Source organism: Pseudoxanthomonas sp. UTMC 1351 (genome assembly GCF_040948865.1).
GTDB lineage: Bacteria > Pseudomonadota > Gammaproteobacteria > Xanthomonadales > Xanthomonadaceae > Pseudoxanthomonas_A.
In genome coordinates, this window is the sequence record NZ_JAVGJT010000001.1 from 89,712 (window position 1) to 115,168 (window position 25,457).

At 62.7% G+C, this 25,457-nt stretch carries 14 protein-coding genes and 1 pseudogene; 9 read left to right on the forward strand and 6 right to left on the reverse strand.

Annotated features, from left to right (window positions below; translation table 11 throughout):
* Positions 1 to 99 precede the first annotated feature (99 nt).
* A complete protein-coding gene (locus AB6O04_RS00405; protein ID WP_368561636.1) occupies positions 100 to 1,950 on the reverse strand; it encodes an assimilatory sulfite reductase (NADPH) flavoprotein subunit in 1,851 nt (616 codons plus the stop codon).
* A 208-nt stretch (positions 1,951 to 2,158) separates the two neighbouring features.
* Here AB6O04_RS00405 and cysD point away from each other — a divergent pair, with 208 nt between their 5' ends.
* The 7 genes from cysD (at position 2,159) to AB6O04_RS00440 (ending at position 13,168) form a co-directional block, all read left to right on the forward strand.
* Positions 2,159 to 3,070 (forward strand): sulfate adenylyltransferase subunit CysD, encoded by a 912-nt coding sequence (gene cysD / locus AB6O04_RS00410; RefSeq protein ID WP_368561637.1) that lies wholly within the window; start codon positions 2,159 to 2,161, stop codon positions 3,068 to 3,070.
* Positions 3,071 to 3,479: 409 nt separating this feature from the next.
* Positions 3,480 to 5,354, forward strand: a complete 1,875-nt coding sequence (gene cysN / locus AB6O04_RS00415) for a sulfate adenylyltransferase subunit CysN (protein ID WP_368561638.1) — start codon at positions 3,480 to 3,482, stop codon at positions 5,352 to 5,354.
* Between the two features lie 255 nt (positions 5,355 to 5,609).
* On the forward strand, positions 5,610 to 6,728 hold the full coding sequence (locus AB6O04_RS00420) for an efflux RND transporter periplasmic adaptor subunit (RefSeq protein WP_368561639.1): 1,119 nt from the start codon (positions 5,610 to 5,612) through the stop codon (positions 6,726 to 6,728).
* Positions 6,729 to 6,733: 5 nt separating this feature from the next.
* A complete protein-coding gene (locus tag AB6O04_RS00425) occupies positions 6,734 to 9,868 on the forward strand; it encodes an efflux RND transporter permease subunit (protein WP_368561640.1) in 3,135 nt (1,044 codons plus the stop codon).
* Positions 9,861 to 10,406, forward strand: a complete 546-nt coding sequence (locus AB6O04_RS00430) for a GNAT family N-acetyltransferase (RefSeq protein WP_368561641.1) — start codon at positions 9,861 to 9,863, stop codon at positions 10,404 to 10,406. Before AB6O04_RS00425 ends, AB6O04_RS00430 begins: the two co-directional genes overlap by 8 nt.
* A 451-nt stretch (positions 10,407 to 10,857) precedes the next feature.
* Positions 10,858 to 12,291, forward strand: coding sequence for an alanine/glycine:cation symporter family protein (locus AB6O04_RS00435; RefSeq protein WP_368561642.1), 1,434 nt, complete (start codon positions 10,858 to 10,860; stop codon positions 12,289 to 12,291).
* A gap of 1 nt (position 12,292) precedes the next feature.
* Positions 12,293 to 13,168, forward strand: coding sequence for a TrmH family RNA methyltransferase (locus tag AB6O04_RS00440; protein WP_368561643.1), 876 nt, complete (start codon positions 12,293 to 12,295; stop codon positions 13,166 to 13,168).
* A 295-nt stretch (positions 13,169 to 13,463) separates the two neighbouring features.
* On the opposite strand, the gene AB6O04_RS00445 is transcribed toward AB6O04_RS00440, so the two are convergent.
* Both AB6O04_RS00445 and AB6O04_RS00450 read right to left on the reverse strand, forming a co-directional pair.
* Positions 13,464 to 13,997, reverse strand: a complete 534-nt coding sequence (locus AB6O04_RS00445) for a GDSL-type esterase/lipase family protein (RefSeq protein WP_368561739.1) — start codon at positions 13,995 to 13,997, stop codon at positions 13,464 to 13,466.
* A 114-nt stretch (positions 13,998 to 14,111) separates the two neighbouring features.
* Positions 14,112 to 16,091, reverse strand: a pseudogene (locus AB6O04_RS00450) (glycoside hydrolase family 97 protein); the annotation flags it as partial.
* A gap of 569 nt (positions 16,092 to 16,660) precedes the next feature.
* Between AB6O04_RS00450 and AB6O04_RS00455 the strand changes: the two are divergent.
* On the forward strand, positions 16,661 to 17,968 hold the full coding sequence (locus AB6O04_RS00455; RefSeq protein WP_368561644.1) for a sugar MFS transporter: 1,308 nt from the start codon (positions 16,661 to 16,663) through the stop codon (positions 17,966 to 17,968).
* Positions 17,969 to 18,132: 164 nt separating this feature from the next.
* Positions 18,133 to 21,114, forward strand: a complete 2,982-nt coding sequence (locus AB6O04_RS00460; protein WP_368561645.1) for a TonB-dependent receptor — start codon at positions 18,133 to 18,135, stop codon at positions 21,112 to 21,114.
* Between the two features lie 411 nt (positions 21,115 to 21,525).
* Here AB6O04_RS00460 and AB6O04_RS00465 read toward each other — a convergent pair whose 3' ends face one another.
* From AB6O04_RS00465 to AB6O04_RS00475, 3 genes are all read right to left on the reverse strand, one after another.
* Complete coding sequence (locus tag AB6O04_RS00465; RefSeq protein ID WP_368561646.1) at positions 21,526 to 22,728, reverse strand: AGE family epimerase/isomerase; 1,203 nt, start codon at positions 22,726 to 22,728, stop codon at positions 21,526 to 21,528.
* A gap of 133 nt (positions 22,729 to 22,861) precedes the next feature.
* Positions 22,862 to 23,911, reverse strand: coding sequence for a LacI family DNA-binding transcriptional regulator (locus tag AB6O04_RS00470; RefSeq protein ID WP_368561647.1), 1,050 nt, complete (start codon positions 23,909 to 23,911; stop codon positions 22,862 to 22,864).
* Between the two features lie 63 nt (positions 23,912 to 23,974).
* Positions 23,975 to 25,381 carry a M28 family peptidase gene (locus AB6O04_RS00475; RefSeq protein WP_368561648.1) on the reverse strand — a complete coding sequence of 469 codons (1,407 nt, stop codon included), beginning with the start codon at positions 25,379 to 25,381 and terminating at the stop codon, positions 23,975 to 23,977.
* Positions 25,382 to 25,457 lie beyond the last annotated feature (76 nt).

Below are 25,457 nucleotides of genomic sequence, written 5' to 3' on the forward strand. Positions count from 1 at the left end.
TCGGGAATAGGGACGAGATGCCGTGCGTGCGCTGGTGAAAGGTCGGGCGTTCGCGGAACCATCCATCGATTCCCTATTCCCCATTCACCATTCCCAGCTTCAATACACATCACGGCTATAGCGTCCCTCCGATTGCAGGCGGCTCAGGTATTCGGTGGCGCCCTCGGTATCCAGACCGCCGTGCTGGGACACGATATCCAGCAATGCGGTGTGCACGTCCTTGCCCATGGCGATGGCGCCGCAGACATAGAAGTGGGCGCCGTTCTGCAGCCATTCGTAGACTTCGCGGCCTTGTTCGCGCAAACGCTGTTGGACGTAGATCTTGCTCTGCTGGTCGCGCGAGAACGCCAGGTCCAGCTTGTGCAGTTCGCCCTTGCGCAGCGCGTCCTGCCATTCGGTCTGGTAGAGGAAATCGCGGTTGAAATGCTGGGCGCCGAAGAGCAGCCAGTTGCGGCCGCTGGCGCCGGCTTCGGCGCGTTCCTGCACGAAGGCACGGAACGGCGCGACGCCAGTGCCGGGGCCGACCATCAGAATGTCGCGCGTGCTATCGGCAGGGACACGGAAGCGGTCGTTGGCTTCGATGTAGACAGGCGCGGTGTCGCCTTCCTGCAATGCCGACAGGAAGCCGCTGGCAGCGCCGGAATGAGCATGGCCGAAGGCTTCGTAGTCCAGCACGTCGATGGTCAGGTGCACTTCCTCGCCGACACGCTTGCGGCTGGAGGCGATGGAATACAGGCGCGGTGCAAGCGGCCGCAGCGCGGCGACCAGTTCCTGCGCTTCCCACTGCGTGGGCCAGCGGCGCAGCACGTCGATCAACTGGTGGCTGTTGAGCAACACGGCCAAGCCGACGTTTTGCGTTGGCGCCAGCAGATCATTCAGCTCGTCCGCGCGCGCATGCGCCGCGTGGGTGGCCAGGAATGGGCGCGACAGCTTGGTCAGTTCGCGGCGGGCAGCCAGCCATTCGCGCAGGGGCAGTGTTTCGTCCTTCTGGGAAACGGCAGTATCGCCATCGAGCTTCAACGTTTGCAGCACCGCGTCAACCAGCACGTTGGAATTGCGGTGGCGAACGCCCAGCGCATCGCCGGGTTCGTAATGCAGGCCGCTGCCCTGCAGCGAGAGTTCCAAGTGCCGCACGTCCTTGCTGGACGGGCCGTGTTCCAGGAATCGGCTGCCTTTGAAGTCGCGCCCGCTGATGCGTTGGTTGAGCAGCAGTTCGGCGGCGAAGGGCTTGTCGTGCGACCACGCCGGCAACGCGGCGGCTGGGCGCAGGGGGGTGACGGTGGCCAGCGGCGCGTGAGTGCTCTTCAGCAGGTCGCGGGCACGCTCCAGCGCCTGATCGCGCCAAGGCGCTGCCACGGTGTCGATGTCCAGGTCGGCTTCGCCAGCAGGAAGCAGGCGGCTGGCGCCCAGTTCGGCCAAGCGCGCGTCCAGGCGCCGGCCGATGCCGCAGAAGTCGGCATAGCTGGAATCGCCCAGACCCAGCACGGCGTATTTCAGTTCCGGCAGCTTGGGGGCGCGCTTGCCGGCGATGAACTCGACCAGACCGATGGCATCGTCCGGCGGATCGCCTTCGCCCTGGGTGCTGATGACGACATAAAGCAGCCGCTCGCTGGCGAGTTCGCGCTGCGGGTAGGCGTCGGCGCGCAGCAGGCGCACCTGCAGGCCGGCGGCTTCGGCGTCCTGGGCCAGTTTTTCGGCGACTCGCTTGGCATTGCCGGTCTGGCTGCCGTAGACCACGGTCAACCGCTGGCCGGGTACCGCGGCAGCGTTGGGGAGCGCGTGGCCGGTCCGCAAGCCTTGTGCGGCGGGCTGTACCTGAGCCAGGCCGGCGGCGTAGCCGGACAGCCACCACAAAGAGGCGCCGTCCAGGCCGTCCACCACACGCGCCAGTAACGCCTTGCGTTCTTCGGGCAAGGGACTAGGGGCTAGCGCGGGTTGGGAAGCGGTCACGGACCGGCCTGGGTCTGGTGGAGGAGGTCCTAGGCTAGTTACAGGGGGAGGCGAGCAGAAAGGACTTATGGTTATGGCCTTATCGCTGCGGCTTATTTCTGCCGGGCACCATAAAACCGGAATACTCGCCGCTCCTTCCCGGCCGCGCTAGGCCCGGGCTGATAATCTTTCTGACCCAGATGCCGACCTTTCTGCGATCCGACCTTTGATGAGTGCTTCCCCACCGTTGTCCCATCTCGACCGCCTGGAGGCCGAGAGCGTTCATATCCTCAGGGAAGTCGCGGCCGAGTTCCGCAACCCGGTGCTGCTGTATTCGGTGGGCAAGGACAGCTCGGTGCTGCTGCACTTGCTGCTGAAGGCGTTCGCGCCCGGTCCGCCGCCGATTCCGCTGCTGCACGTGGACACGCGCTGGAAGTTCCGCGAGATGATCGCCTTCCGCGATCGCCGCGCCGCCGAGACCGGCGTGGATTTGCGCGTGCATATCAATCCGGATGGCATCGCCCAGAACATTGGCCCGATCAGCCACGGTGCCACCGTCCATACCGACGTGATGAAGACCCAGGGCCTGAAGCAGGCGCTGGATCAGTACGGCTTTGACGCGGCCATCGGCGGCGCACGCCGCGATGAAGAGAAGTCGCGGGCGAAGGAGCGTGTGTTCTCATTCCGCAACGGCAACCACCGTTGGGACCCGAAGAACCAGCGCCCCGAGTTGTGGAATGTGTACAACGCACGCATCAACAAGGGCGAGAGCGTGCGGGTGTTTCCGCTGTCCAATTGGACCGAGCTGGACATCTGGCTCTATATCTACCGTGAGAATATTCCGGTGGTGCCGCTTTACTTCGCCGCTGAGCGGCCGGTGGTGGAGCGCGACGGTGCGCTGATCCTGGTCGACGATGAGCGTCTGCCGTTGCATCCGGGCGAAGTGCCGCAGCTGCGGCAGGTACGCTTCCGGACGTTGGGTTGCTATCCGTTGACAGGGGCGATTGAGTCGGAAGCCGATACGTTGGAAAAGATCATCGCGGAGATGCTGGTGGCTACCAGTTCGGAACGCCAAGGGCGGGTGATCGATCAGGATCCTACGGCTTCGATGGAGAAGAAGAAGTTGGAGGGGTATTTCTGATGAGCGCCGTTTTGCCGCATACCTGCTTTTACCTCCCCCTTAGAAAAAGGGGGATTGAGGGGGATTTGCTCTTCGCCTCCCGGCTTGCTGTGCTGGCGTCGGACAACAACGGCAGAAGCGAAAGCAGAAGCTTTCGCGCTGGTGCGCGAGCTACTTTTGTCTTGCCAAAAGTAACCAAAAGCGCCCGCGCCGGACGCGACCCGGGACCAAAAAGCGGTCCCGGTTCCCTGTGCTTCTCAGAGCGCGAGGCACGGCGCCCAAACTCGCTGCGCTCAAACAAGGGCGCCTCTGCGGCCTCGCCCTCTTGCGATGCTCGGTTCGCTTTAAGGCGCGGAGGGAGTAAGGGCAACAGCAACGGCAACGGCAAGCGTGCTGACGGACAGTTGCGGGAATTTGTTGGAATCTTCTTATGACCGCGAACAGCGATATTGCTACGTACCTCAAGCAGCACGAAACCAAGCCGCTGCTGCGCTTCATCACCTGTGGCAGTGTGGATGATGGCAAGAGCACGTTGATCGGGCGGTTGTTGTTCGACAGCAAGCGCCTGTTCGATGATCAATTGGCTGCGCTGGCATCGGACAGCAAGCGTCATGGAACACGTGGCGGGGAGATCGATTACGCGTTGTTGCTGGATGGATTGGCGGCCGAGCGTGAGCAGGGCATCACGATCGATGTGGCTTATCGCTACTTCGACACCGAGCGGCGCAAGTTCATCGTGGCCGATTGCCCGGGGCACGAGCAGTACACCCGCAACATGGCGACGGGCGCTTCCACGGCCGATTTGGCGGTGGTGCTGGTGGATGCACGCAAAGGTCTGCTGACGCAGACGCATCGGCACAGCTACATCGTTTCGCTGCTGGGCATCCGTCAAGTGGTATTGGCGGTGAACAAGATGGATCTGGTGGATTTCGATCAGGCGGTGTTCGACGGTATCGCCGAGGACTATCGCAAGCTCGCTGCGCAGCTGGGTATTCCAGATGTTGTCTGCATTCCGCTGTCGGCGTTGGACGGAGACAACCTGTCGGAGCGTTCGCAGCGGACGCCGTGGTATGCCGGCCCCAGTTTGCTGGAGCATCTCGAAACGGTAGAAATCTCCCAGCAAGACACTGGCGCAGGTTTGCGGTTGCCGGTGCAATGGGTCAACCGCCCGAACCAGAATTTCCGCGGTTTCGCCGGCACGATCGCGGCTGGCGAAGCGAGGGCGGACGATCAGATCATCGTGCTGCCTTCCGGCCGCCGTTCGCGTATCGCGCAGGTGTTGGGCGTCGACGGCGAGGTGCCGCGGGCGGGTGCCGGACAGGCGGTCACGCTGACACTGGATGACGAAATCGATATCAGCCGCGGCGATGTGATTGCCGCGGCCGATGATCCGCCAGAGTCGGCCGACCAGTTCGCAGCGCATCTGCTGTGGATGGACGACACGCCGCTGCTGCCTGGGCGACCCTATTGGCTGAAGATAGGCACGCGCACCGTGGCGGCCAACGTCAGCGAGATCAAGCACCGCATCGACGTGAATACGCAGGAGCATCTAGCGGCCAAGCGACTGGGTTTGAACGAAGTCGGCTACTGCAACCTCAGTCTGGAGGAACCCATTGCGTTTGCGCCGTACGCGCATAACCACGCGCTGGGCGGCTTCATCCTGATCGATCGGCAAACCAACGGCACGGTGGCCGCGGGCACGCTGGACTTCGCCTTGCGCCGTGCCGGCAACGTGCATTGGCAGCATCTGGATGTCGACAAGGCGGCGCGCGCGCGCATCAAAGGCCAACAACCGCGGGTGTTGTGGTTCACCGGTCTTTCCGGCGCGGGTAAATCCACCATCGCCAACCTGGTGGACAAGCGTCTGCATGCATTGGGTTATCACAGCTTCCTGTTGGATGGCGACAACGTGCGTCACGGGCTGAACAGAGACTTGGGCTTCACCGACGAGGATCGCGTGGAGAACATCCGCCGCGTTGCCGAAGTGGCCAAGCTGATGACCGAGGCTGGCCTGATCGTGCTGGTCAGTTTCATTTCGCCTTTCCGTGCGGAACGGCGGATGGCGCGCGAGCGCTTCGGCGAAGACGAATTCCTGGAAATCTTCGTTGATGTACCACTGGCGGTCGCCGAGCAGCGCGACGTCAAAGGCCTGTACCGTAAAGCGCGTGCCGGACAGATTCCTAACTTCACCGGAATAGACTCGCCCTATGAGGTGCCAGAGCATCCGGACCTGCATCTGCAGGCGGGCGAGGAAAGCCCGGAGCAACTCGCGTTGCGCGTGCTGCAGAAGCTGGGATTGGAATAGGGGCGCCTTGCTCTTGTAGGAGCGGCGTCCCGCCGCGAGCTCTTCCTGTCAGATCGCGATAAAAGCGAAGAGCTCGCGCCGAGACGGCGCTCCTGCCGGCGGGACGCCGCTCCTGCTGGATCGCGCGTCCGGCGACATCGGAGGTCGTCGCACTGCAACAAGGCCCATTAGTCATGGCTCCCCGGCCCGGATCGGCAACACCGATACAGGGTAGGGCCGGTAAACTCCCGGATAACGAAAATTACGGGGTTGTCCATGTTGAGCCGGTTTGGGGCGTGTCATCCATTGGCTAGTCGCCTGCGCCGTACCGCCACGGGTACGGCGGTGGCCGTCTTGTCGGTATTCCTGCTTGCCGCCTGCGGCAAGGATGGGAATGCCGCCAAAGCGGGCGCCGAGGAGAAGCCGGTCTCCGTCACGACCCAGGTGGTGCAGCCCGCAGCGTGGAACGACACGCTGGAAGCGCTGGGTACCGCCAAGGCACGCGAATCGGTGACCTTGACCGCCAAGGTCAGCGAGATCGTCCAGGACGTTCATTTCGAAAGCGGCCAGCAGGTCGCCGCCGGCGAGCGCCTGATCACGCTGAAAGGCGACGCCCAGCAGGCCGCGCTGGTGCAGGCGCAAGCCACGTTTCTGGAAGCCGACCAGTTGTATCGCCGCCAGAAGGAACTGGCCGACCAGCAACTGGTCGCGCGTTCCGCGCTCGATACGCAGCAGGCATTGCGCAACGCCGCCGAAGCACGCGTAGGGCAGATGCGCGCCGATATCGGCGACCGCACAGTGCGCGCGCCATTTGCCGGTGTGTTGGGCCTGCGCCAGGTCAGCCCGGGTTCGTTGATCACGCCTACCACGGTGATCGCCACGCTGGACGATATCTCGCGGATGTACGTGGACTTCCAGGTGCCGGAAGCGGCGTTGGGATCGGTGAAGATCGGCAATGTAGTCACCGCCACGACGGCGGCTTATCCCGGGCGCGAGTTCGAGGGCAAGGTAACCACCGTCGACGCACGCATCGATCCGACCACGCGAGCGGTGACCGTGCGCGCCGATTTCCCTAACCCGGACCACGACCTGCGCCCCGGCATGTTGCTGGAAGTCCGCATGTTCCGGCCGGAACGCCAGGCGCTGGTGCTGCCCGAGATCGCCGTGGTGCAGGTGGGGCGCGATTCCTTCGTGTACCGCGTCGGTGCCGATGGCAGCGTGGCGCGAGCCGACGTGGTCATCGGCGGGCGCCGCGGGGGCAAAGTGGAAATCACCAGCGGTGTCGCTGCCGGCGACAAGGTCGTCGTGGATGGCAGCGGTAAGTTGCGTCCCGGCATGAAGGTGATCGAAGCCAAGCCGCAACCGGCGGCTACCGGCGCCAAGCAGCAGGGCTGACCACGATGAAACTTTCGGACATTTCCATCAAGCGGCCGGTGCTGGCCGTGGTGATGAGCCTGCTACTGATCGTGCTGGGTGTGATGTCCTTCATGCGCCTGACCCTGCGCGAGCTGCCCAATATCGATCCGCCGGTGGTGTCGGTGGAAGTGAACTATCCCGGCGCGTCGGCGGCGGTGGTGGAGACCCGCATCACCCAGATACTGGAAGACGCGCTGGCGGGCATCGAAGGCATCGAGACCATCGAATCGCGCAGCCAGAACGGCAGTTCCCAGATCACCATCGAGTTCAAGCTCACGCGCGACATAGAAGCCGCGGCCAATGACGTCCGCGACAAGATAAGCCGGGTGGTGGACCGCATGCCCGACGAGGCCGATCCGCCGGAAGTGCAGAAGGTCGAAGCGGATGCCGACGTCATCCTGTGGTTGAACATGCGTTCGACCAAGATGGATACGTTGCAGCTCACCGACTATGCCGAACGCTATATCGTCGACCAGCTGTCGGCACTGGATGGCGCGGCGCAGGTCCGGATCAGCGGCGCGCAACGCTACGCCATGCGCGTCTGGCTGGACCGCGGCGCGATGGCCGCGCGCGGGATCACCGCTGCTGACGTGGAAGCGGCACTGCGACGCGAGAACGTCGAACTGCCGGCCGGACGCATCGAGTCCAACGCGCGCGACTTCACCCTGCGCGTCGAACGTGGCTACATGACCGCCGAGCAGTTCGCCCAGATGCCGCTGGTCAAGGGCGTGGACGGCTATGTGGTGCGCGTGGGCGATGTAGCGAAGGTGGAGCTGACCACCGCCGAACGCAGGGCTTATTTCCGCAGCAACGGCCAGCCCAATGTCGGGCTGGGCATCGTCAAGACATCCACCGCGAATGCGTTGGACGTCGCACGCGCTGCGCGTGCCGCTGCCGAGCGTATCCGGCCCACATTGCCGCAAGGCACCGACATCTTCGTTGCCTACGACAGCACGGTGTTCATCGAAGCGTCGGTGGAGCGCGTGTATGCGACGTTGATCGAAGCGATGATCCTGGTGTTCGCGGTGATCTGGTTGTTCCTGGGTAGCTTGCGCGCGGCGCTGATTCCGGCGGTGACGGTGCCGGTTTGCCTGATCACCTCTTTCATCGCGCTTTATGCGTTCGGTTTCTCGATCAATCTGCTGACCTTGCTGGCGCTGGTGCTGTGTATCGGCCTGGTGGTGGACGACGCCATCGTGGTGCTGGAAAACATCCAGCGTCGTGCGGATTTGGGCGAGCCGCCGTTGGTCGCTGCGCGTCGTGGCACGACGCAGGTGGCGTTCGCGGTGATGGCTACCACGGCGGTGCTGGTGGCTGTGTTCCTGCCGGTGGGTTTCATGGAAGGCAACACCGGTCGGTTGTTCCGCGAGCTGTCGGTGGCGCTGGCGGCGGCGGTGGCGATTTCCGCCTTCGTCGCGCTGACGCTGACGCCGATGATGTCGTCCAAGCTGGTCAGGCCGCATACGAAACCGAAAGGCCTCAACGCCTGGACGAACCGGCAACTCGGTCGCTTGAGTGAAGGCTATGGCGGGCAGGTGGCGCGATTGGTGGCGATGCGTCCAAAGCGTGTGCTGGTGACGTTGGCCATCACCATGATTGCCTGTCTTGGGTTGATCGCGTTGTTGGCTTCGCGGGTACCCACGGAGTTGGCGCCGCAAGAAGACCGCGGTGCGTTCTTCGTCTCCATCCAGGGGCCGGAAGGCGCCGGCTTCGACTACACCGTCAAGCAGATACAGCAAGTGGAGGGCCTGTTCGCCAGCTTGATCGGCGATGACAAGCCGATCCAGCGGGCCAACGTGCGCGTGCCGGGCAGTTGGGGCGCCAGCGAGGAAATGCATACGGGGCAGGTGATCGTATTCCTGCAGGATTGGGACAAGCGCGACGTCAGTACCACCGAAGTACTGGAATCCGTGCGCGGCGAGCTGGAGAAGATGCCGAGCATCCGCGCGCAGCCTTCGCAGCGCACCGGCTTGGTGCGCGGTGGCGGGCAGCCGTTCCGAATGGTGCTGGGTGGTCCGGACTACAAGGAGTTGTCGCAATGGCGCGACCGCATGATGCAGCGGATGGAACAAAACCCGCAGCTCTACGGCGTGGATTCTGACTACAAGGAAACTCGCCCGCAGATGCGGGTGAACATCGACCGGAACCGTGCGGCGGATCTCGGTGTGTCGGTGCAGGAAATCGGCCGCACGCTGGAAACCATGATGGGTTCGCGCCAGGTCACCACCTTCGTCGATAACGGCGAGGAATACGACGTGCTGATGCAGGCGGATCGCAGCCGGCGTACTTCGCCGGAGGACTTGGCCAACACCTACGTGCGTGGCGGCGCCGGCGAGCTGATCCCGCTGTCCAACCTGGTGACGTTGTCGGAAGTTGCCGAACCCGGGAGCTACAACCGCTTCAATCGCCTGCGCGCCATCACCCTCAGCGCATCGTTGACGCCCGGCTACACCCTGGGCGACGCGATGACCTGGGCGCAGGAGGTAGCGCAAGAAGAGCTGCCCGACTATGCGCAAGTCGATTGGAAAGGCGAGTCCCGCGAATACCTGAAAGCCGGTGGCGCGGTGCTGCTGACGTTCACCCTGGCCTTGCTGATCGTGTACCTGGTATTGGCGGCGCAGTTCGAAAGCTTCATCCATCCGCTGGTGATCATGCTGACGGTACCGCTGGCGGTGCTGGGCGCATTGATCGGGTTGTGGGTCACCGGCGGCACGCTGAACCTGTTCAGTCAGATCGGCATCGTGATGTTGATTGGGCTGGCCGCCAAGAACGGCATCCTGATCGTCGAGTTCGCTAACCAGCTGCGCGACGATGGCCGGAGCGTGATGGAGGCCATCGCCGAATCGGCGAAGGTGCGTTTGCGCCCGATCCTGATGACGTCGGTGGCGACTGTGATGGGCGCTTTGCCGCTTGTGGTGGCCGGCGGGCCAGGCTCGGCCAGTCGCGCCACCATTGGCGTGGTCGTGATCTTCGGTGTGTCGTTCTCCACGTTGCTGTCGTTGTACGTGGTGCCGGCGTTCTACGCGCTGCTGGCGCCTTTCACGCGCTCGCCTGAAGCGGTGGCGCACCGGTTGGAGAAGCTGGAAGCGGAAACGCCTTCGGTAGGTGGGCATGGCTGACGCGTCCGCGTGGAAGGACGTGCGCTTGGAGGGCGAAGGCTTCGTGCTGCGGCGCTGGCGCGGTGACGACCTGGAAGCGCTGGTCCGCCATGCCAATGATCCCAGGGTGTCGCGCGGTACCAGCGATCGTTTTCCCTTTCCGTACACGCGCCAGGATGGCGAGGATTTCCTGGCGGGCAAGGTCGTGGACCTGAGCGATCCTGTGCTCGCCATCGAAATCGGCGGCGAAGCCTGCGGCGGCATTGGCATTCGCCCCAGTGCGGGCGAGCGCCGCCACGGCGCCGAACTTGGTTACTGGCTGGGCCACGCGCATTGGGATCAGGGGTTGATGACGCGTATCGTGGCGATCTATGCGCCGTGGGTGATGGATCAGCTGTCCCTGTTGCGGTTGCAGGCCACGGTGCTGGATATCAACCCGGCGTCGGCGCGAGTACTGCTGAAGAACGGTTTCAGCGAAGAAGGCGTGTTGCGCAGCGTCGTGATGAAACAGGACGGCCTGCACGACCTGCGGATGTTTGCGAGGTTGCGGACGCCATAGGCGTCTGCGCTGTTGTAGGAGCGCCGTCCCGGCGCGAGCTTTGATCAGCTTCGCTGTTGAAGAGCTTTTCGCTTCTATCGCGATCTGACAGAAAGAGCTCGCGGCGAGACGCCGCTCCGCGCCTCGATAGCCATTCGGCACACGCGACCAAGAGCGCGCCGCAGCGCGTCCGCGCCTCGATAGCCATTCAGCACACCCGATCAAGAACGCGCCGCAGCGCGTCCGGGTGGCGAACACGCCGCTTTCCGCTTCTATCGCGGTCGCACAGGAAGAGCTCGCGGCGGGACGCCGCTCCTACATCGGCAAAGGCCGCTCCTACCAGCCGGAGGCTATTCCCGGACCGCCATGCCAGCCGTGCTTTCCCCTTCCTGCCGCTAATCGTGGACAATCGGGACAACCGCGGCGTTCGTTCGCCGCCACCGCCCGCTATCTTTCGACGGAGAAGACCTCAGTGGAACGACTGGTCACCCTGCTCAACGACGTCATCTGGAGTCCCGCACTGATTTATCTGTGCCTGGGAGCCGGTCTGTATTTTTCCTTACGTACCCGTTTCATGCAGGTGCGCGGTTTCAGAGAGATGATCCGGCTGATGTTCAGCGGAAAATCCTCCGAGGCCGGCGTGTCCTCCTTCCAGGCGTTGGCAATGTCGCTGTCCGGCCGGGTGGGTACAGGCAATATCGCGGGCGTCGCCACGGCGATTGCGTTCGGCGGCCCTGGCGCAGTGTTCTGGATGTGGACGGTGGCCTTCCTCGGCGCGTCCACCGCCTATGTCGAATCCACCTTGGCGCAGATATACAAGGAAAAGGACGAAAAGGGGCAGTACCGCGGCGGTCCCGCCTACTTCATCGAAAAAGCGATGGGACAGCGCTGGTACGCCTGGCTGTTCGCGGTCGTCACGGCTATCGCCACCGGCTTGCTGCTTCCGGGTGTGCAGGCCAACAGCATCGCATCGGGCCTCAACAACGCGTGGGGTATCGCGCCATCGGTGACGGCGGCGATCGTGGTGGTGGTACTGGGCTTCATCATCTTCGGTGGCGTCAAGCGCATCGCGCGCTTTGCCGAAGTGGTGGTGCCGTTCATGGCGTTGGCGTACATCCTCGTTGCGCTGGTGATCATGTTCATCAACATCCAGCAGGTGCCGATCATCTTCATGCTGATCATCAAGAGCGCTTTCGGAATGGAAGCCGGCTTTGGTGCGGTGCTGGGCCTGGCGGTGCAGTGGGGCGTAAAACGCGGCGTGTATTCCAACGAAGCGGGGCAGGGCACCGGTCCGCATGCCGCCGCCGCCGCCGAGGTGTCGCACCCGGCCAAGCAGGGCTATGTGCAGGCTTTTTCGATCTACGTGGATACGCTGCTGGTTTGTTCGGCGACAGCCTTCATGATTCTGTCGACCGGCATGTACAACGTCGTGCATCCGGACGGCTCCATGATCGTCAATGCGCTGCCGGGCGTGGAGGTCGGGCCCGGGTTCGCGCAGGCTGCGGTGGAATCGGTCCTGCCGGGCTGGGGCCGGGGATTCGTCGCGCTGGCGCTGCTTTTCTTCGCTTTCACCACCATCGTGGCCTACTACTACATGGCCGAAACCAACATCACCTACATCAACCGCAAAGTGCATCGGCCCTGGTTGGTCTTCGTCCTGCGTATCGGCATCATGGGGGCGGTTACCTATGGCGCAATCAAGAGCGCGGCGCTGGCTTGGGGCCTGGGCGATATCGGCGTGGGGCTGATGGCATGGTTGAACATCATCGCCATATTGATCCTGCAGAAGCCCGCGTTGCTGGCGCTACGCGATTACGAGCGGCAAAAGAAGCTGGGCCTCGACCCGACTTTTGACCCGGAAGCGCTGGGCATCAAGAACGCCGATTTCTGGAAGAAGAAGGACTGACGTGAGCAATCCTTGGGACAACCGGCCGCCGCGATCGCCGGGACAACGGGCGGACCGTCCTCGTTCGCCGCGCGATCCAGCTGGCGACAGGCCGGGCCGGTCCCAGCAGGCAACGCGCGAAGAGCGCCCTGCGCATGCCGCCACGCACCGCGACGAGCTGCGCATCTACGGCTACAACGCCGTGCAAGCGGTCTTCGCCCAGCGCCCGGAATCCATTCGCAAGCTGTACCTCGCTGAATACCGCATCCCGCAGTTGCAACCGCTGTTGGCGTGGTGCGTCAAGCACCGCGTCGGCTATCGCGTGGTGGAAGAAACAGACTTGGGCAAGCTGGCCGCCAGCGGACATCACGAAGGCGTAGTAGCCGATGTGCTGAAGCAGGAGCCATTGGCATTGTCCGATTGGCTGCGCGGCTTGCCAGAAGGGCCGGTGTTGGCGTTGTGGCTGGATGGCGTTGGCAATCCGCACAACTTCGGCGCCATCCTGCGTGCCGCCGCGCATTTTGGTGTCGCTGCGATTTTGCAATCGCAGGATTCCTCGCTTGCCTTGTCCGGCGCCGCCGCGCGTGTGGCCGAAGGCGGTGCCGAACGCGTGCCCTCGGTGCGCATGGGGCAGCCGGAAAACGCGATGTCGCAGTTGCGCGGTGCAGGATTCCGGTTGGCGGCAACGGTGGTGCGCGGTGGCGAAGACCTGTTCGCGGCGCGATTACCCGAGCGGTTGATCTATGTGATGGGTGCCGAGGGCGAAGGCATGGATGCGGACCTGGCCGCTGCCTGCGATTTGCAGTTGTCGATTCCCGGTACCGGTGCGGTAGAGAGTCTCAATGTGGCAGCGGCTACCGCGGTGTTTTTGGCGGAGTGGTCGCGGCGCCTTACGTAGAGCCGCTTGCTCGGCTGCGCTTGTCCGGGGCCGACGTAAAGAGCAGCGGAGCAAGCTCCGCTCTACGGGAAGCGCGTGCTCTGAGCCAATATGCCAGGTTAACTATCCGCCGGTCATCCGGGATCGCCGACAAAGCTACCCTGTGGGAGCGACGTAAGTCGCGACCGGACACATCAACGTCGCGACTTACGTCGCTCCCACAAATGATGTATCCGCGCCTTTGTAGAGCCGAGCTTGCTCGGCTGCTCTTCGCCGCGCAGTCAAACAGCAGCGGAACCCTTAAACAGGCTTCCGTCTACTGCTTCAACGCCTCACGCAACGCCGCTTCCGCCTGCGGACGCATCAGCTCATAGGCGCGCGCATTGGGGTGCACCCCATCCGATGCCAGCTCCGCACGCATGCCGCCGCGGCCATCGCCGAGCACCTGCGAGTAGTCGACATAAACCGCGCCGACACGTTGCGCGTAATCGCGGATCCATCGGTTGAGTGCTTCGATCTTTGATGTCGTCTCCAACCCCGGTCGCCAAGGGAAACTGGATGCGGGCGGTACCGCGGCAAGTATCACCGCGATGCCTTGTGCCTGCGCCTGTTCGGTCATGCGCATCAGGTTGGCCTGGGTCTGTTCCAGCGTCATCGGTCCTGTGTTGCCGGCGATGTCGTTGGTGCCCGCCATGATGTGCACGGCTTTGGGCTGCAGATCGATGACATCCTGGCGGAAGCGCAACAACATCTGCGGTGTGGTTTGGCCGCTTATCCCGCGCCCGACGCGGCCGGTGGAAAAGAACGTCGGCGTCAGGCCATACCAACCTTCAGTAATCGAGTCGCCCATGAACACCACCTCGACGCCGCCGGGCGAAAGTTCGCGGTTGGCTTTTTCATAGCGAGCAAGATTTGCCCAATCCTTGCGGCGCTGACTGTCCTCTGCGTTAGGGGATGGCGGCGTGAGCCGGACCACGGCGCCGCCGTTCGCAGCAAGAGACAAAGGCAAAGTAAGCGCGCTAGCAGTCACGTCGATGCGGCGTGTTTCGCGGCGTACGTCCGCGGGGGTTTCCCCATCCAGATAACGCGTCGCTTGATAGGGTCCGGCAGGCAGGAAGTCCAGCGGCAGTTCCAGCGTGCGCGCGCTTTCGTTGGTCATTGCGCCGATATACCAGTCTCCGCCTTTGCGGCGCATGATCGCGATGTACTGGCCGATCTCGCCGGTCAGGACGCGCGTCTCGTCCCAGGCGGTCGGCACCTCTTTCAAGAAATCGATGCTGGCCGCATCGCCGGCGTAGGCGTCCGGGCTGTCGGCGACCACGGCGAATGGACTTTCGTAGACCACATACATCGCCAATTGGTGCGCGCGCGTGGTCATCACCATCGGGCCGATGTGACGCGGCTGGAAATCCTCCGGCCGCACGTTGCGGAAACCACCCGGCGTGTAATCCATGGGGCCCAGCAGCATGCGAGTAAATGGCAACGTCAGGTTATGAGTCGCGGTGATGCGGTGGGTCCACTTGTTGTATTCGGCACCCAGCACGCCTTCCTGCGTCAGGTACTGCGGCCAGGTGCGGTTGAGCCCGGTGGGCCGGTAGGCGCCATGCAGGTTCACCATGAGTTTGTGCTTGGCGGTGCTGGCGAGCAGGCGGTGATAGAACGCCACCATGTCCTGGTCGTCGCGGTCCATGAAATCGACCTTGATACCCTTGATGCCGAGCTTCTCGTAGTAGGCCAGCGCTTCGTCCATGCGCTGGTCCAACGCTTTCCAGTGCGCCCAGACCCAGATGCCGACGCCGCGATCGGCGCCGTATTGCACCAGGCCGGGTAGATCGATCTGCGGAATCGAACGGATGATGTCAGCGTTGGTGTGGTAGCGGCCGTCGCCGGTGCTGCCGTGATACCAACCATCGTCGATCAACATGTATTCCAGCGATAGCGCAGCCGCGTGATCGATATAACGACGTATGGTGGCGTCGTTCATGCCGGCATTGGGTACATCCGGCGCAAGGCCGCCGGACCACCAGTCCCAAGCGGATTTGCCGGGCCTGATCCAATCGGTGTCCTGGATGGGCGTGGGCGGATTGAGATTGGCGATCAGATTCGACTCGATCAGTTTTCCCGGCGCATCGCCGAGCATGATGACGCGCCAAGGTGTCTGGAATCCTTCGGTATCGATGTCCTTCGCTTCCAAACGTACGGCGATTTCTGGCGTGTCCAATCGGGGCGACAGTTTGGCTTCAACACCCAGTGTGCCGTCGCTACGGCCGGTCAGATAAAGGCCCGCGTAGCGGTCCAGGTCGGCTTCGGCGATCGCAAGTGTGGTGCCGGCCGAATCGGTGCGGCACACCAGCGGCAATTCGATCAGGTTATGCGGACGTAGCCGTGATGCCGCTATCGGGTCGTACTCGCCTTCATGGCTGGTGCCGAAGCGGCCGAGATTGAGCGCCCAGCATGCGTAGTCGCGAGGAAAGGCGAAGCCGGTGAGTTCTCCGCGGATCGTCAGAGCGGAATCGCGTGGGCGCGGCAGCCGATAGCGCAGCGCCACGCCATCGTCATAGGCGCGGAATACCACGCCCAGCTGGCGGCCTTGTTCATCAATCAGATCGACATTCAATTCGGTATAGCGGTCGTAGCCCACGCTGGCCTTGCCGGCGATCTGCGGATAGTGCTGATTCACGTCCTCGCGGCGCTCGCCCGATACGCGGAAACCGGAAGCCAGCTTGCCCGCATCACCCACGTCCAGTCCCAGAGGTGAAGGTGAGATCACCTGGCCCTGCCGATACGACACCGAATATTGCGGTGCACCATCCGGATCAAGCGCGAAGGTCACCTCGACCTGTTTGTTGGGAGAGCGCAGTTGAAGCGGCTGCCCAGTGTCGGCGGCCGTGGCTGCCAAAGCGAAAAACCACAGAAATGCCGGGGCAAGATAGCGATAACGCATTGATTGTCTCTCCATCGCAGAGCCGGAAGCCGATGATTGTGGCGTGTTGTAATGGGCAGATCGATCAGATAACGTTACCAGAAGGTCACAGTCGCAGCATTTCCGTGGCCGTTGCTCGGGGCAGTGAGCCCAGGCCGAAAATCGAACGCAAGGCAGAAGGGCTTGGGAGGGTTCTAATGCTGAGGTGCTTGAAGGAAGTTCCCGATTGGCCCGTCAGCGCTCCTGTGCTTGATCGTCGGGCTGCTGTGGCTGGCACCTACGATAGCTCCACGCTGGGTCGTTTGGATGCCGAAGCGCTGCCGTCGCCGCTGTCGCCAGCCGCCGCGGATTGGAGCGGGGTGCGACGACCACTATCTGAACGTGGTGCCCGGTGAATCCTGCGAGTTGGCGTTCGACATGCCGGCGGCGAATATATGGTCGGCGTGGCTCCGTATACGAGGTTGGAATGTTGCTTCAGCCACGATAGCCGTACCGACGAGCAAGCCCGCCGGCGTACGAAGTACCCACCCCATGTCCGTAACCCACTCATACGGCGTTTCCCACGCCCACTTGGAACAGGAGTAAACGCAATGCACTTCACCGGCGATCAGAATTCTGCAGCGGCGGCGCCCGCACCGGGGTCGACACGGCTGCTGCCGCTGGTGATTACGTTGTTCTTCGCCTGGGGTTTCTGCACGGTGCTGGTCGACGTGCTGATTCCGAAACTGAAAGCGACGTTCTCACTCAACTACGCCGAGGCGATGCTTACGCAGTTCTGCTTCTTCCTGGCCTATTTCATCGTGTCCATTCCCGCGGGCTTGCTGATCAGCCGGATCGGTTATCTGCGCGGCATCGTGCTCGGGCTGTTGATCATGGCGGGCGGCTGTCTGATGTTTTCGCCGGCGGCATCGATGGGCTGGTATCCGGCATTCCTGCTGGCGCTGTTCGTGCTGGCGGCGGGCATCACCATCGTGCAGGTAGCGGCCAATCCGCTGGCGGCTGGGCTGGGCGATCCGGCGCGTGCGCACAGTCGCCTGACATTGGCGCAGGCATTCAATTCGGTCGGCACGATGATCGGGCCGTTGTTCGGATCGGCGATGATCCTGGCGGCTGGCGTCGCCACGCCCGACGCGGGACTGAGTGATGCCGCGCTGGAAGCGTTCCGCGTGGAGCAGGCGGGCCATGTGCGGCTGCCATACATGATCATCGCTGCGGTGCTGGTGGTGCTGGCGGCGGTGTGCTGGTGGGTGCGGCGTTCACCGATGCCGTCCGTACGACCGGTCGGCCATGCTGACTATTTCCGCCTGCTCGGGCATCCGCGGCTCAGCCTGGGCGCACTGTCGATCTTCCTTTATGTCGGTGCGGAAGTCGCGATCGGCAGCGCATTGGTCAACTACTTGATCATGGTCGGCGCGACCAATTCCGAGCACGCGGCGGGCAATCTGATTTCGGTGTACTGGGGACTGGCGATGGTGGGCCGGTTCATCGGTTCCTATGTGCTGCGCTTCGCCGCACCGGGCATCGTGTTGGCCGTGTGCGCGGTCTGCGCCGCATTTCTGGCATTGCTGGCCGGTGTGGTGCTGGAAGGTACGCCCGCCGCTGTCGCGATCCTGGCCATTGGGCTGTTCAACTCGGTGATGTTCCCGACCATCTTCACGCTGTCCATCGATGGGCTGGGCGAAGACACCGCGGGCGGTTCTGGCATCTTGTGTTTGGCTATCGTCGGCGGCGCCGTGGTGCCGTTGTTGATGGGGTTGGTTGCCGATCGCGTCGGCTTGGCGCTGGCGTTGCTGGTGCCGGTGTTGTGTTACGGATGGGTGGCAGCGTACGGCTTGCTGGTCCGCTTTGGCTTGTTGGAGAGCCGGGGCAAGCATGCGGTGGCCGCGCGGAAGCCGTAAGTCTTCGGCGCTAGTTTTCCAAGAAATCACTAAGCAGAGGAAGTGGGCAGAGCAACGGCAATACGCCGTCATCACGGCGTTGCCGGTAGAAGCAGGTGTGTTGGAGGTATCGTTACCAAATCGCAGTTTTTACATCAGATTGGATATCACCCTGGGAGGGGAAGATGAAGAACTCGCTTTCGATCGATCGCGTTACACCACTTGCCGTGTCCATTGCGGCAGCACTGCTGATGGCCGTTCCGGCATTGGCGCAAACCACGACGGAACAGGCACCGGCGACGGCCGATCCCGTCACCGAACTCGATAAAGTCGTCGTACGAGGCGTGCGCGCGGCGCAGGCCGAGGCTATCAATACCAAGCGCGATGCGGCGCAGATCGTCGACTCGATCTCCGCCGAAGACATCGGCAAATTGCCCGACGTCACCATCACCGATTCTCTGCAGCGCGTGACCGGCGTGCAGATCCGGCGTTCGGCCGGCGAGGGTTCGCAGGTCAACATCCGTGGCATGCCCCAGGTGCAGACCACGATGAATGGCGAGTTGTACCTGAGTGCCGGCGGCGGCGATGAGTGGAATCAGCCGAACATCGGTCGCGCCCAGCCGGATTTCGTCGATATTCCACCGACGCTGTTCAGTGGCGTTGACGTGATCAAGTCGCAGACCGCCGCCGATCTGGATGGCGGAATCAGCGGCACGATTTCTTTGCGCACGCGCCGCCCATTCGATCTGCCGGAAGGCTGGACGTTCAGTGGTCAGGCGGAAGGCTCGTACGGGGACCGGGTCGAGGAAGTGAACGAACTTTATTCCGCATTGGCCAGTTACCGGAATGAACGCTGGGGCGGATTGCTAGCGGTGTCATATTCCGATGCGACGCTGGAGAACAAGCGGCCGAGCGTATTCAGCAACGGTGCGCAAAAATCGACCGAGTGCGACGTAGGCTTCGACTTCAACGGCGATGGGCGGCTCGGCACCGGCGGATTCAATGATGACGGCAGCCCTGAGTGCGACACCAGCCCCCAAACCCGGCCGCGGCAGTACTTCTACAACGCGGTGGCGACCGAGCTGGAAAACCGCAAGACACAACGCGAGCGCACCGGTCTGAATGGCTCGTTCCAGTTCAACTTCACTGACTCGGTAACGCTGCTGGCCGACGCGGCGTATACCAAGCTGGACAACCTGGAGACCTCCGTCGCAGCCCAGCTGCATACGGGCTGGCAGACAAACCAGCTGCAGCCCGGTGCAAACGTGGACGCGAATGGCGTGCTGAACCAAGGCACGTTCATATACGACCGGTTCCAAGCGCATTCGTTCGCAAGCACAAGTGAGTCCGAGGCGCTCAACACCAATCTGGAGCTGCGCTTCGACAACGGCGGTCCCTTCCGCGGTTCGCTGCGTTGGGTGCACGGCAAATCCGAGCGGCAGTACGAGGAAGCCCGTGCGGATTCCGTGGCGACCCGCGGCAATGAAATCACGCGCTCCGACGGCACCACGCAGTGGGCGAATGCCAACGGATTGGAGACGGTGACCGCATCGGTCGACTTTCGCGGGGAATATCCGCGCGTGGACATGCTCACTGATGTATCCGATCCCGCGAACTGGCAGTTGATGTCGACCTGGGCGCAGGGCAACAAGATAGAGGCCAATCTCGATGCGTTCCGCGCCGACGGCGTGTTCGAGTTCCAGGATGGCGTGGTGCGTTCGCTCCAGTTCGGTGCCCGCCATGGTGAGCGCGACTTCCAATACGACGCCTATCGCTACTTGTCCCCGGTATCGCCCGGGCCATGTTCCGACCCCAATCTGGCGCTCTACTACTACAAGGATCCCTTGATCACCGACACCTGCACCGGCTTTTCCGAAGCGCGCCTGCTGCCGTACGAATCCATTCCCAGCTATTGGACCTATTTCAACGATTTCGATCCGCTCACCGTCAATGGCCTGGGCAGCAACGGCCTGCCGGCGATCGATCCGAACGTGATGAAGGATCCGGTCGGATACCTCAACAGCCTGTATCCGGGCAACGTCGCATACACGCACGCGCCGGATTCGTACAAGGTCACGGAGAAGAACTCATCGGCTTACTTCATGGCGAACCTGGGGGGCGACACCGGGAACAACGGCATTCCCTGGCAGGCGAACCTGGGTGTGCGGGTGGTGCAGACAAAGCTGCTGATCGACCAGTATCAAGTGCGGGACGATGTCTTCATCGGCAGCCACAACTGGAACGGCGTCAATCCCATCCTGGGCGTCAATCGCATCGTCAACGAATACACCGACGTGCTGCCTTCGGCGAATATCGCGTTCGATATTTCCGATGAGCAGAAGATCCGCTTCGCCTACAACAAGGCGGTCGCGCGCCAGGATCTGCCGGATCTTGGCCGAGGGCTGGTGGTGTTTTATTCCGCGAACAGCGGCCGGTATCCGGAGTTGCCGGACGACGCGGCAATCTTCCTCAATGGCCGTTCCGGCAACCCGGAGCTGGAGCCCTACCGCGCCAGCAACTACAACATGTCCTATGAGTGGTATTTCGATGACGCCTCTCTGTTCAATGTCGGTGTGTTCCTGATCGACGTAGAGTCGTTCCCGACGAGCATCACCCAGATCGAACCGCTACCCGACGGCGACGGCGTGGTCCGCGCAGGCGGTCCAGTGGAGCGCATCATCAACGGCGGCGGCGGCACCATCAAAGGTTTCGAAGTCGGCTATCAGCAATCCTTCGACTTCCTGCCAGGCTGGTGGAGCGGCTTCGGTGCCAATCTCAACTACACCTACTCGGATGCGGACAGCGGCGGTGAGGATATCGATGGCAACAGCTTGCCGATTCCAGACAACTCCAAGCACCAGGCCAACGCCATCCTCTGGTACCAGAAGGACAAGTTGCAGGCACGCGTAGCCTACAACTGGCGCAGCAAGCGCTTCGCTCGCTTGAACACCGCGGCGTGGGGCGACCCGCTGGCGGTCTGGAATGATGAGGTCGGCTATCTGGATGCGTCGGTCAGCTACGACATTACCGACAACTTCACCGTGTATGCGCAAGGCGTGAACCTGACCGGCGAGAACGAACGTCGCTACGCGCAGTGGAGCAACCACTACTTCGACCAGAATATCTTCGAGCGTCGCTATTACGTGGGTGTTCGCTTCCGCTTCTGACCGTGGTTTCAAACCTCGTCTCTTCTGCATGTTTCTGGAAGAGGCGAGGTGATTCACTGCATAGTTTTGCCGGGGAATTTCCCGGCGATTAGCAGTCCCTCCCATTTTGGCTGCGTCACGGCTTACGCTGGGCGCAGCCGTTTTGTTGTTGTGTTGTGGTTTTCGGCATTGGTGGATGCGGCAGGCTCTAGTTTTTGAGGTCACGGCGCTGGCGCGGTTAGCTCGTCGGAGCTGACGGTTCACGCGCTTGCAGCGGGCGTCACTTTTCTTTGCTCGTGCAAAGAACAAGTGACGCCCGCGGCAGGCGCGTAAACCACCAGGCCCGATGGGCTATCCGCGCCAGCGCTAAAGCATCTTCAAAATCAAAACCTGCCTCGCCAAACGATTTGAGCTGCGGCTATGAGCCGGGAATCAAACCACCTTCAGCACTTCGTAGCACGCACCCATCGTGTGGTAGTCGGTTTTGCCCGCGGGGCTTTTCTCGTCGCTGTACTTGCTGTTGTCGCGATGCAGGATGCGGTACCACGCGCCGTAACGGTGATCGACAAAATGACGCCAGCTGTAATCCCACAAGCGCTCATACCAATCCCAGTAACGAGTGTCTCCGGTACGGTCGGCGAGTAACGCGGCGGTAGCCAGCGATTCGGCCTGCACCCAGAAGTATTTGTCCTCATCGTAGAAGCGGCCTTCGCGATCGTTGCCGTAGACCATGCCGCCGTACTCTTCATCCCAGGACAACGCGAGTGCTCGGTCGAACAGTTCGCGCGCGCGCGGCAGATGCCAATCCGCCGGCGCATGACGGTCGAGAATCAACAGCAGCTTCGCCCATTCGGTCTGATGGCCAGGCTGATAGCCCCAGGGCCGGAAAATATTGGTGCGGTCGCCGAAGTTGTACTCCCAGTCCACACTCCAGTCGCTGCGGTAGTGTTCCCAGACCAGTCCGCCGGACAGCGCTGCCTGGCGATTGACCATGTTGTCCGCGAGCAGCGCGGCGCGCTCCAGATAGCGAGGATCGCGCGTGGCTTCGTAAGCGGCCAGCCATGCTTCGCATGCATGCATGTTGGCGTTCTGTCCGCGGTAGTCGGACAGGTTCCAGTTCGCATCCGCCTCGTCGGCATACAGGCCGTGCTGCGGTTCCCAGAAATGCTTTTCCATCAGGTTCCAGGTTTCTTCCAGATACGCAGTCGCATCGGAGAAACCTGCTTCTACCGCCTTGGCGTAGGCCAGGGCAACAAAGGCCAATCCATAGCAGTGATTGGTGGTGTCGACTTTTTCGCCGTCTCGCAATAGCCAGGTATAGCCGCCGGTGGCGGGATCACGGTGAGCATCGCGCAGGAACGTGATGCCATGCGCCACCGCGGCTCGATACTCGTCGCCGCCAAATGCTTGGTAGGCCATCGAGTAGTTGAAGACGAAGCGCGTGCTGCTGACCAAGTGGCGAGTGTGGCGATCATAGATTTCGCCATCGTCACGGAAGAAATGAAAGAAGCCGCCGTTAGGATCGATGCAATGCGGGTGATAGAAACGCATGGTGCTGGCGACATGCTCAAGCAGGAACTCCCGCGAGCGGAAATCGGGATGTTGCACGTCGTCGGGTTGCTGGCGTAACGCCATGTCGTTGCTCCGAAAAATAGAGGATGGCCCACGGAGCCGGCCCTCGTCCAGAGCCCTTCTCACTAGGCGTGGTAAGGTTACCACGGCCCTATTAACAGCACATGCCGCAAGACGGCAGGCCTAGTGGATCAGGTCACTTCCGGCGTGGCGATGCCGACGACTGCCGCTTGACCAGGGTGTACTTCATCACCTGGTGAACAGGGTTCTTGGAGCGGCCATTACGCTTGCGGCGGATGTCTTCGAGCATCAGCGAAACCGCGGCACGGCCCATTGCCGTGACGGGCTGGTGAATAGTGGTCAGTTCCGGCCAGACCGTGGTCGCCACCGGCGTATCGTCGAAACCGACCACCGTCAGGTCTTCGGGTATCCGCAAGCCCATGCCATGAGCCACCGCCATGGCCGCCGCCGCCATGTCGTCGTTGCTGGAGAAAATGGCGGTGGGGCGGCGTTTGAGATTGAGCAGCTGCGAAGCAGCCGTCAGTCCGGAGCGGTAGGTGAACATGCCTTGCGCAACATACTCCGCGGGAACTTCGATGCCGGCTTCGGCCATGGTGTCGAAAAACGCCTTTGTACGCAGAGCAGTCGGTGTGTGCTTGGGGTCGCCCTTGATGAAGCCGATGTCACGATGCCCCAGCTCCAGCAGATAACGCGTCATGGCGCGGGCGCCCTGGTAGTCGTCGATACGCACCGAGGTAACATCTTCCAATGGCGCCCCGGTCGCCACGGCGATCGTTGGAATATCCAAGGCATCCAGTTCTTGCAGCGTTTGCGGCGAGTCGCACAACGGCGGCGGCAGGATCACCCCATCCACGCCCGCATCCAGCAAACGCTGCGTCGCGGCGCGCTGGCTACGGATGCCGCTGCATTTTTCGATCAGCACCTGGCTTCCGCTCAAGCTGCTTTGTTCCAGGATGCCCAGCATGAATTGATTCAAATACGCGGCGCTGGGATTGCTGTAGAGCACGCCGATACGCGCGGTGCTGGAGGTGCGCAGGGAACGCCCCGCGAGATTCGGCCGATAGCCCAGCGTCTTGACCGACGCCAGTACCCGCTCGCGCATTGCCTGGCCAACATTGGGATTCTCGTTGATGACGCGGGAGGCGGTCATCGGAGATACGCCGGCATGCTTGGCGACATCCAGGATCGTCACCGCGCCGCCGGCTGGGCGTTTGCGCTTGGGCATCTTGACCTTTCGGGTCCGTGGTGGGCTTTGCGCCGCACAGCTGCGGCGCAACAGCCACTTAGCTTACTCGCTCGCCGCCGCGTCCGCCCTGGGGGCGCTGCCGAAATCGCCATCGGCTTCCGCCACGAGATAAGCGAAGACCGCATAGGCGGCGACGTTCTGTGCCAGCGCCTTGGGATCGATCTTGTCCAACGTATCGTCGGCGGTGTGGTGCAGGTCGAAGTAGTCGCTGCCGTCCTGCGCCAGCCAGCCCCAGGTGAGGCCCTTGGCGGAGAACGGGCTGATGTCCGGACCGGCGCCGCCTTGATCCGGCGCATACTCGATGCCGAGCGGTGCCAACGCCTTTGCGATCTGTTCCGTAGCGGCGCGGGCGTGCGCAGGGGCGCCGGTGTTGAATGCGTAGATACGTCCGGCACCGAAGTCGCTTTCCGCGCCGAGCTGGTGTTTGCGAAGGTCGCCCATGTGTTTGGCTGCGTACGCTATGCCGCCGTGCAGGCCCTGTTCCTCATTGGCGAAGGCGACCACGCGAATGCTGCGCTCGGGCGGCTGCTTCATCTTTCCGATCAAGTGACCCGCAGCCATGGTGATGGCCACGCCCGCGCCGTCGTCGACCGCGCCTGTACCCAGGTCCCACGAATCCAAGTGCGCACCGATCAGCACCACTTCGTCGGGCTTGGTACGTCCGGTGATTTCGCCAATGACGTTGTACGAAGTCGCCTGGCCATCCCAGCCGCAATCCAGCGCCATGCGGATGCTCGTGGGGCCGCGCGCCGCCAGCCGCGCCAACTGATTGGCATCGGGCACCGACAGCGCCGCCGATGGTACTGGCGTCAGGCCTTCATCAAAACGGGTGATGCCGGTGTGCGGCAGGCGGTGGGAATCGGTACCGGCCGAGCGCATCAGGAAACCGGCAGCGCCTTTGCGGATCGCGGCCGACGGACCTTTCGAACGGGTCGCGCCGCCGTTGCGGTAATCGCTGCCGTCGCGTGCGGCTTTCATCTGGTAATCCACGAACGCGATCTTGCCGGTCAACGAACCTTCCGGTGCGGCTTCGAGCGCGGCCAGATCGGCAAAGTGCACCACTTCACCTTCGACGGTACCTGCGGGACTGCCGCCCAGCGCGGTGATCGTCAGTGGTTGCGCGTAAGCGCCGAGGACCGAGGCGATTTCACCACGCCGTTCCCACTTGGGGAAAGTCACCGGCTCGATCCACACCTTATCGAAACCCAGCGCTTTGAACTTGGCCTGGGCCCAGGCCACCGCTCGCGCATCGGCCTCGCTGCCAGCCAAGCGTGGGCCGATTTCAGTCGTGAGCGATTCCACTACATTCCAGCCGGTGTTGTCCGCCAATGCCTGCTCACGCAGTTGCGCGGCGGCGGTCACTGCCGCTTCGGGGATACGGGTTTCGCGCTCGGCGGCGAATGCGGTGCCAGTCAGGCCAAGGGCGAGCAGAAGCGGTACAAGGCGCATGCGAATTCCCGTGAAAGAAGAAGCGCCGAGCTTAGTGGAGGCGGGTGGTTCCGGCTACCCCGTAAAGTCCACTTCA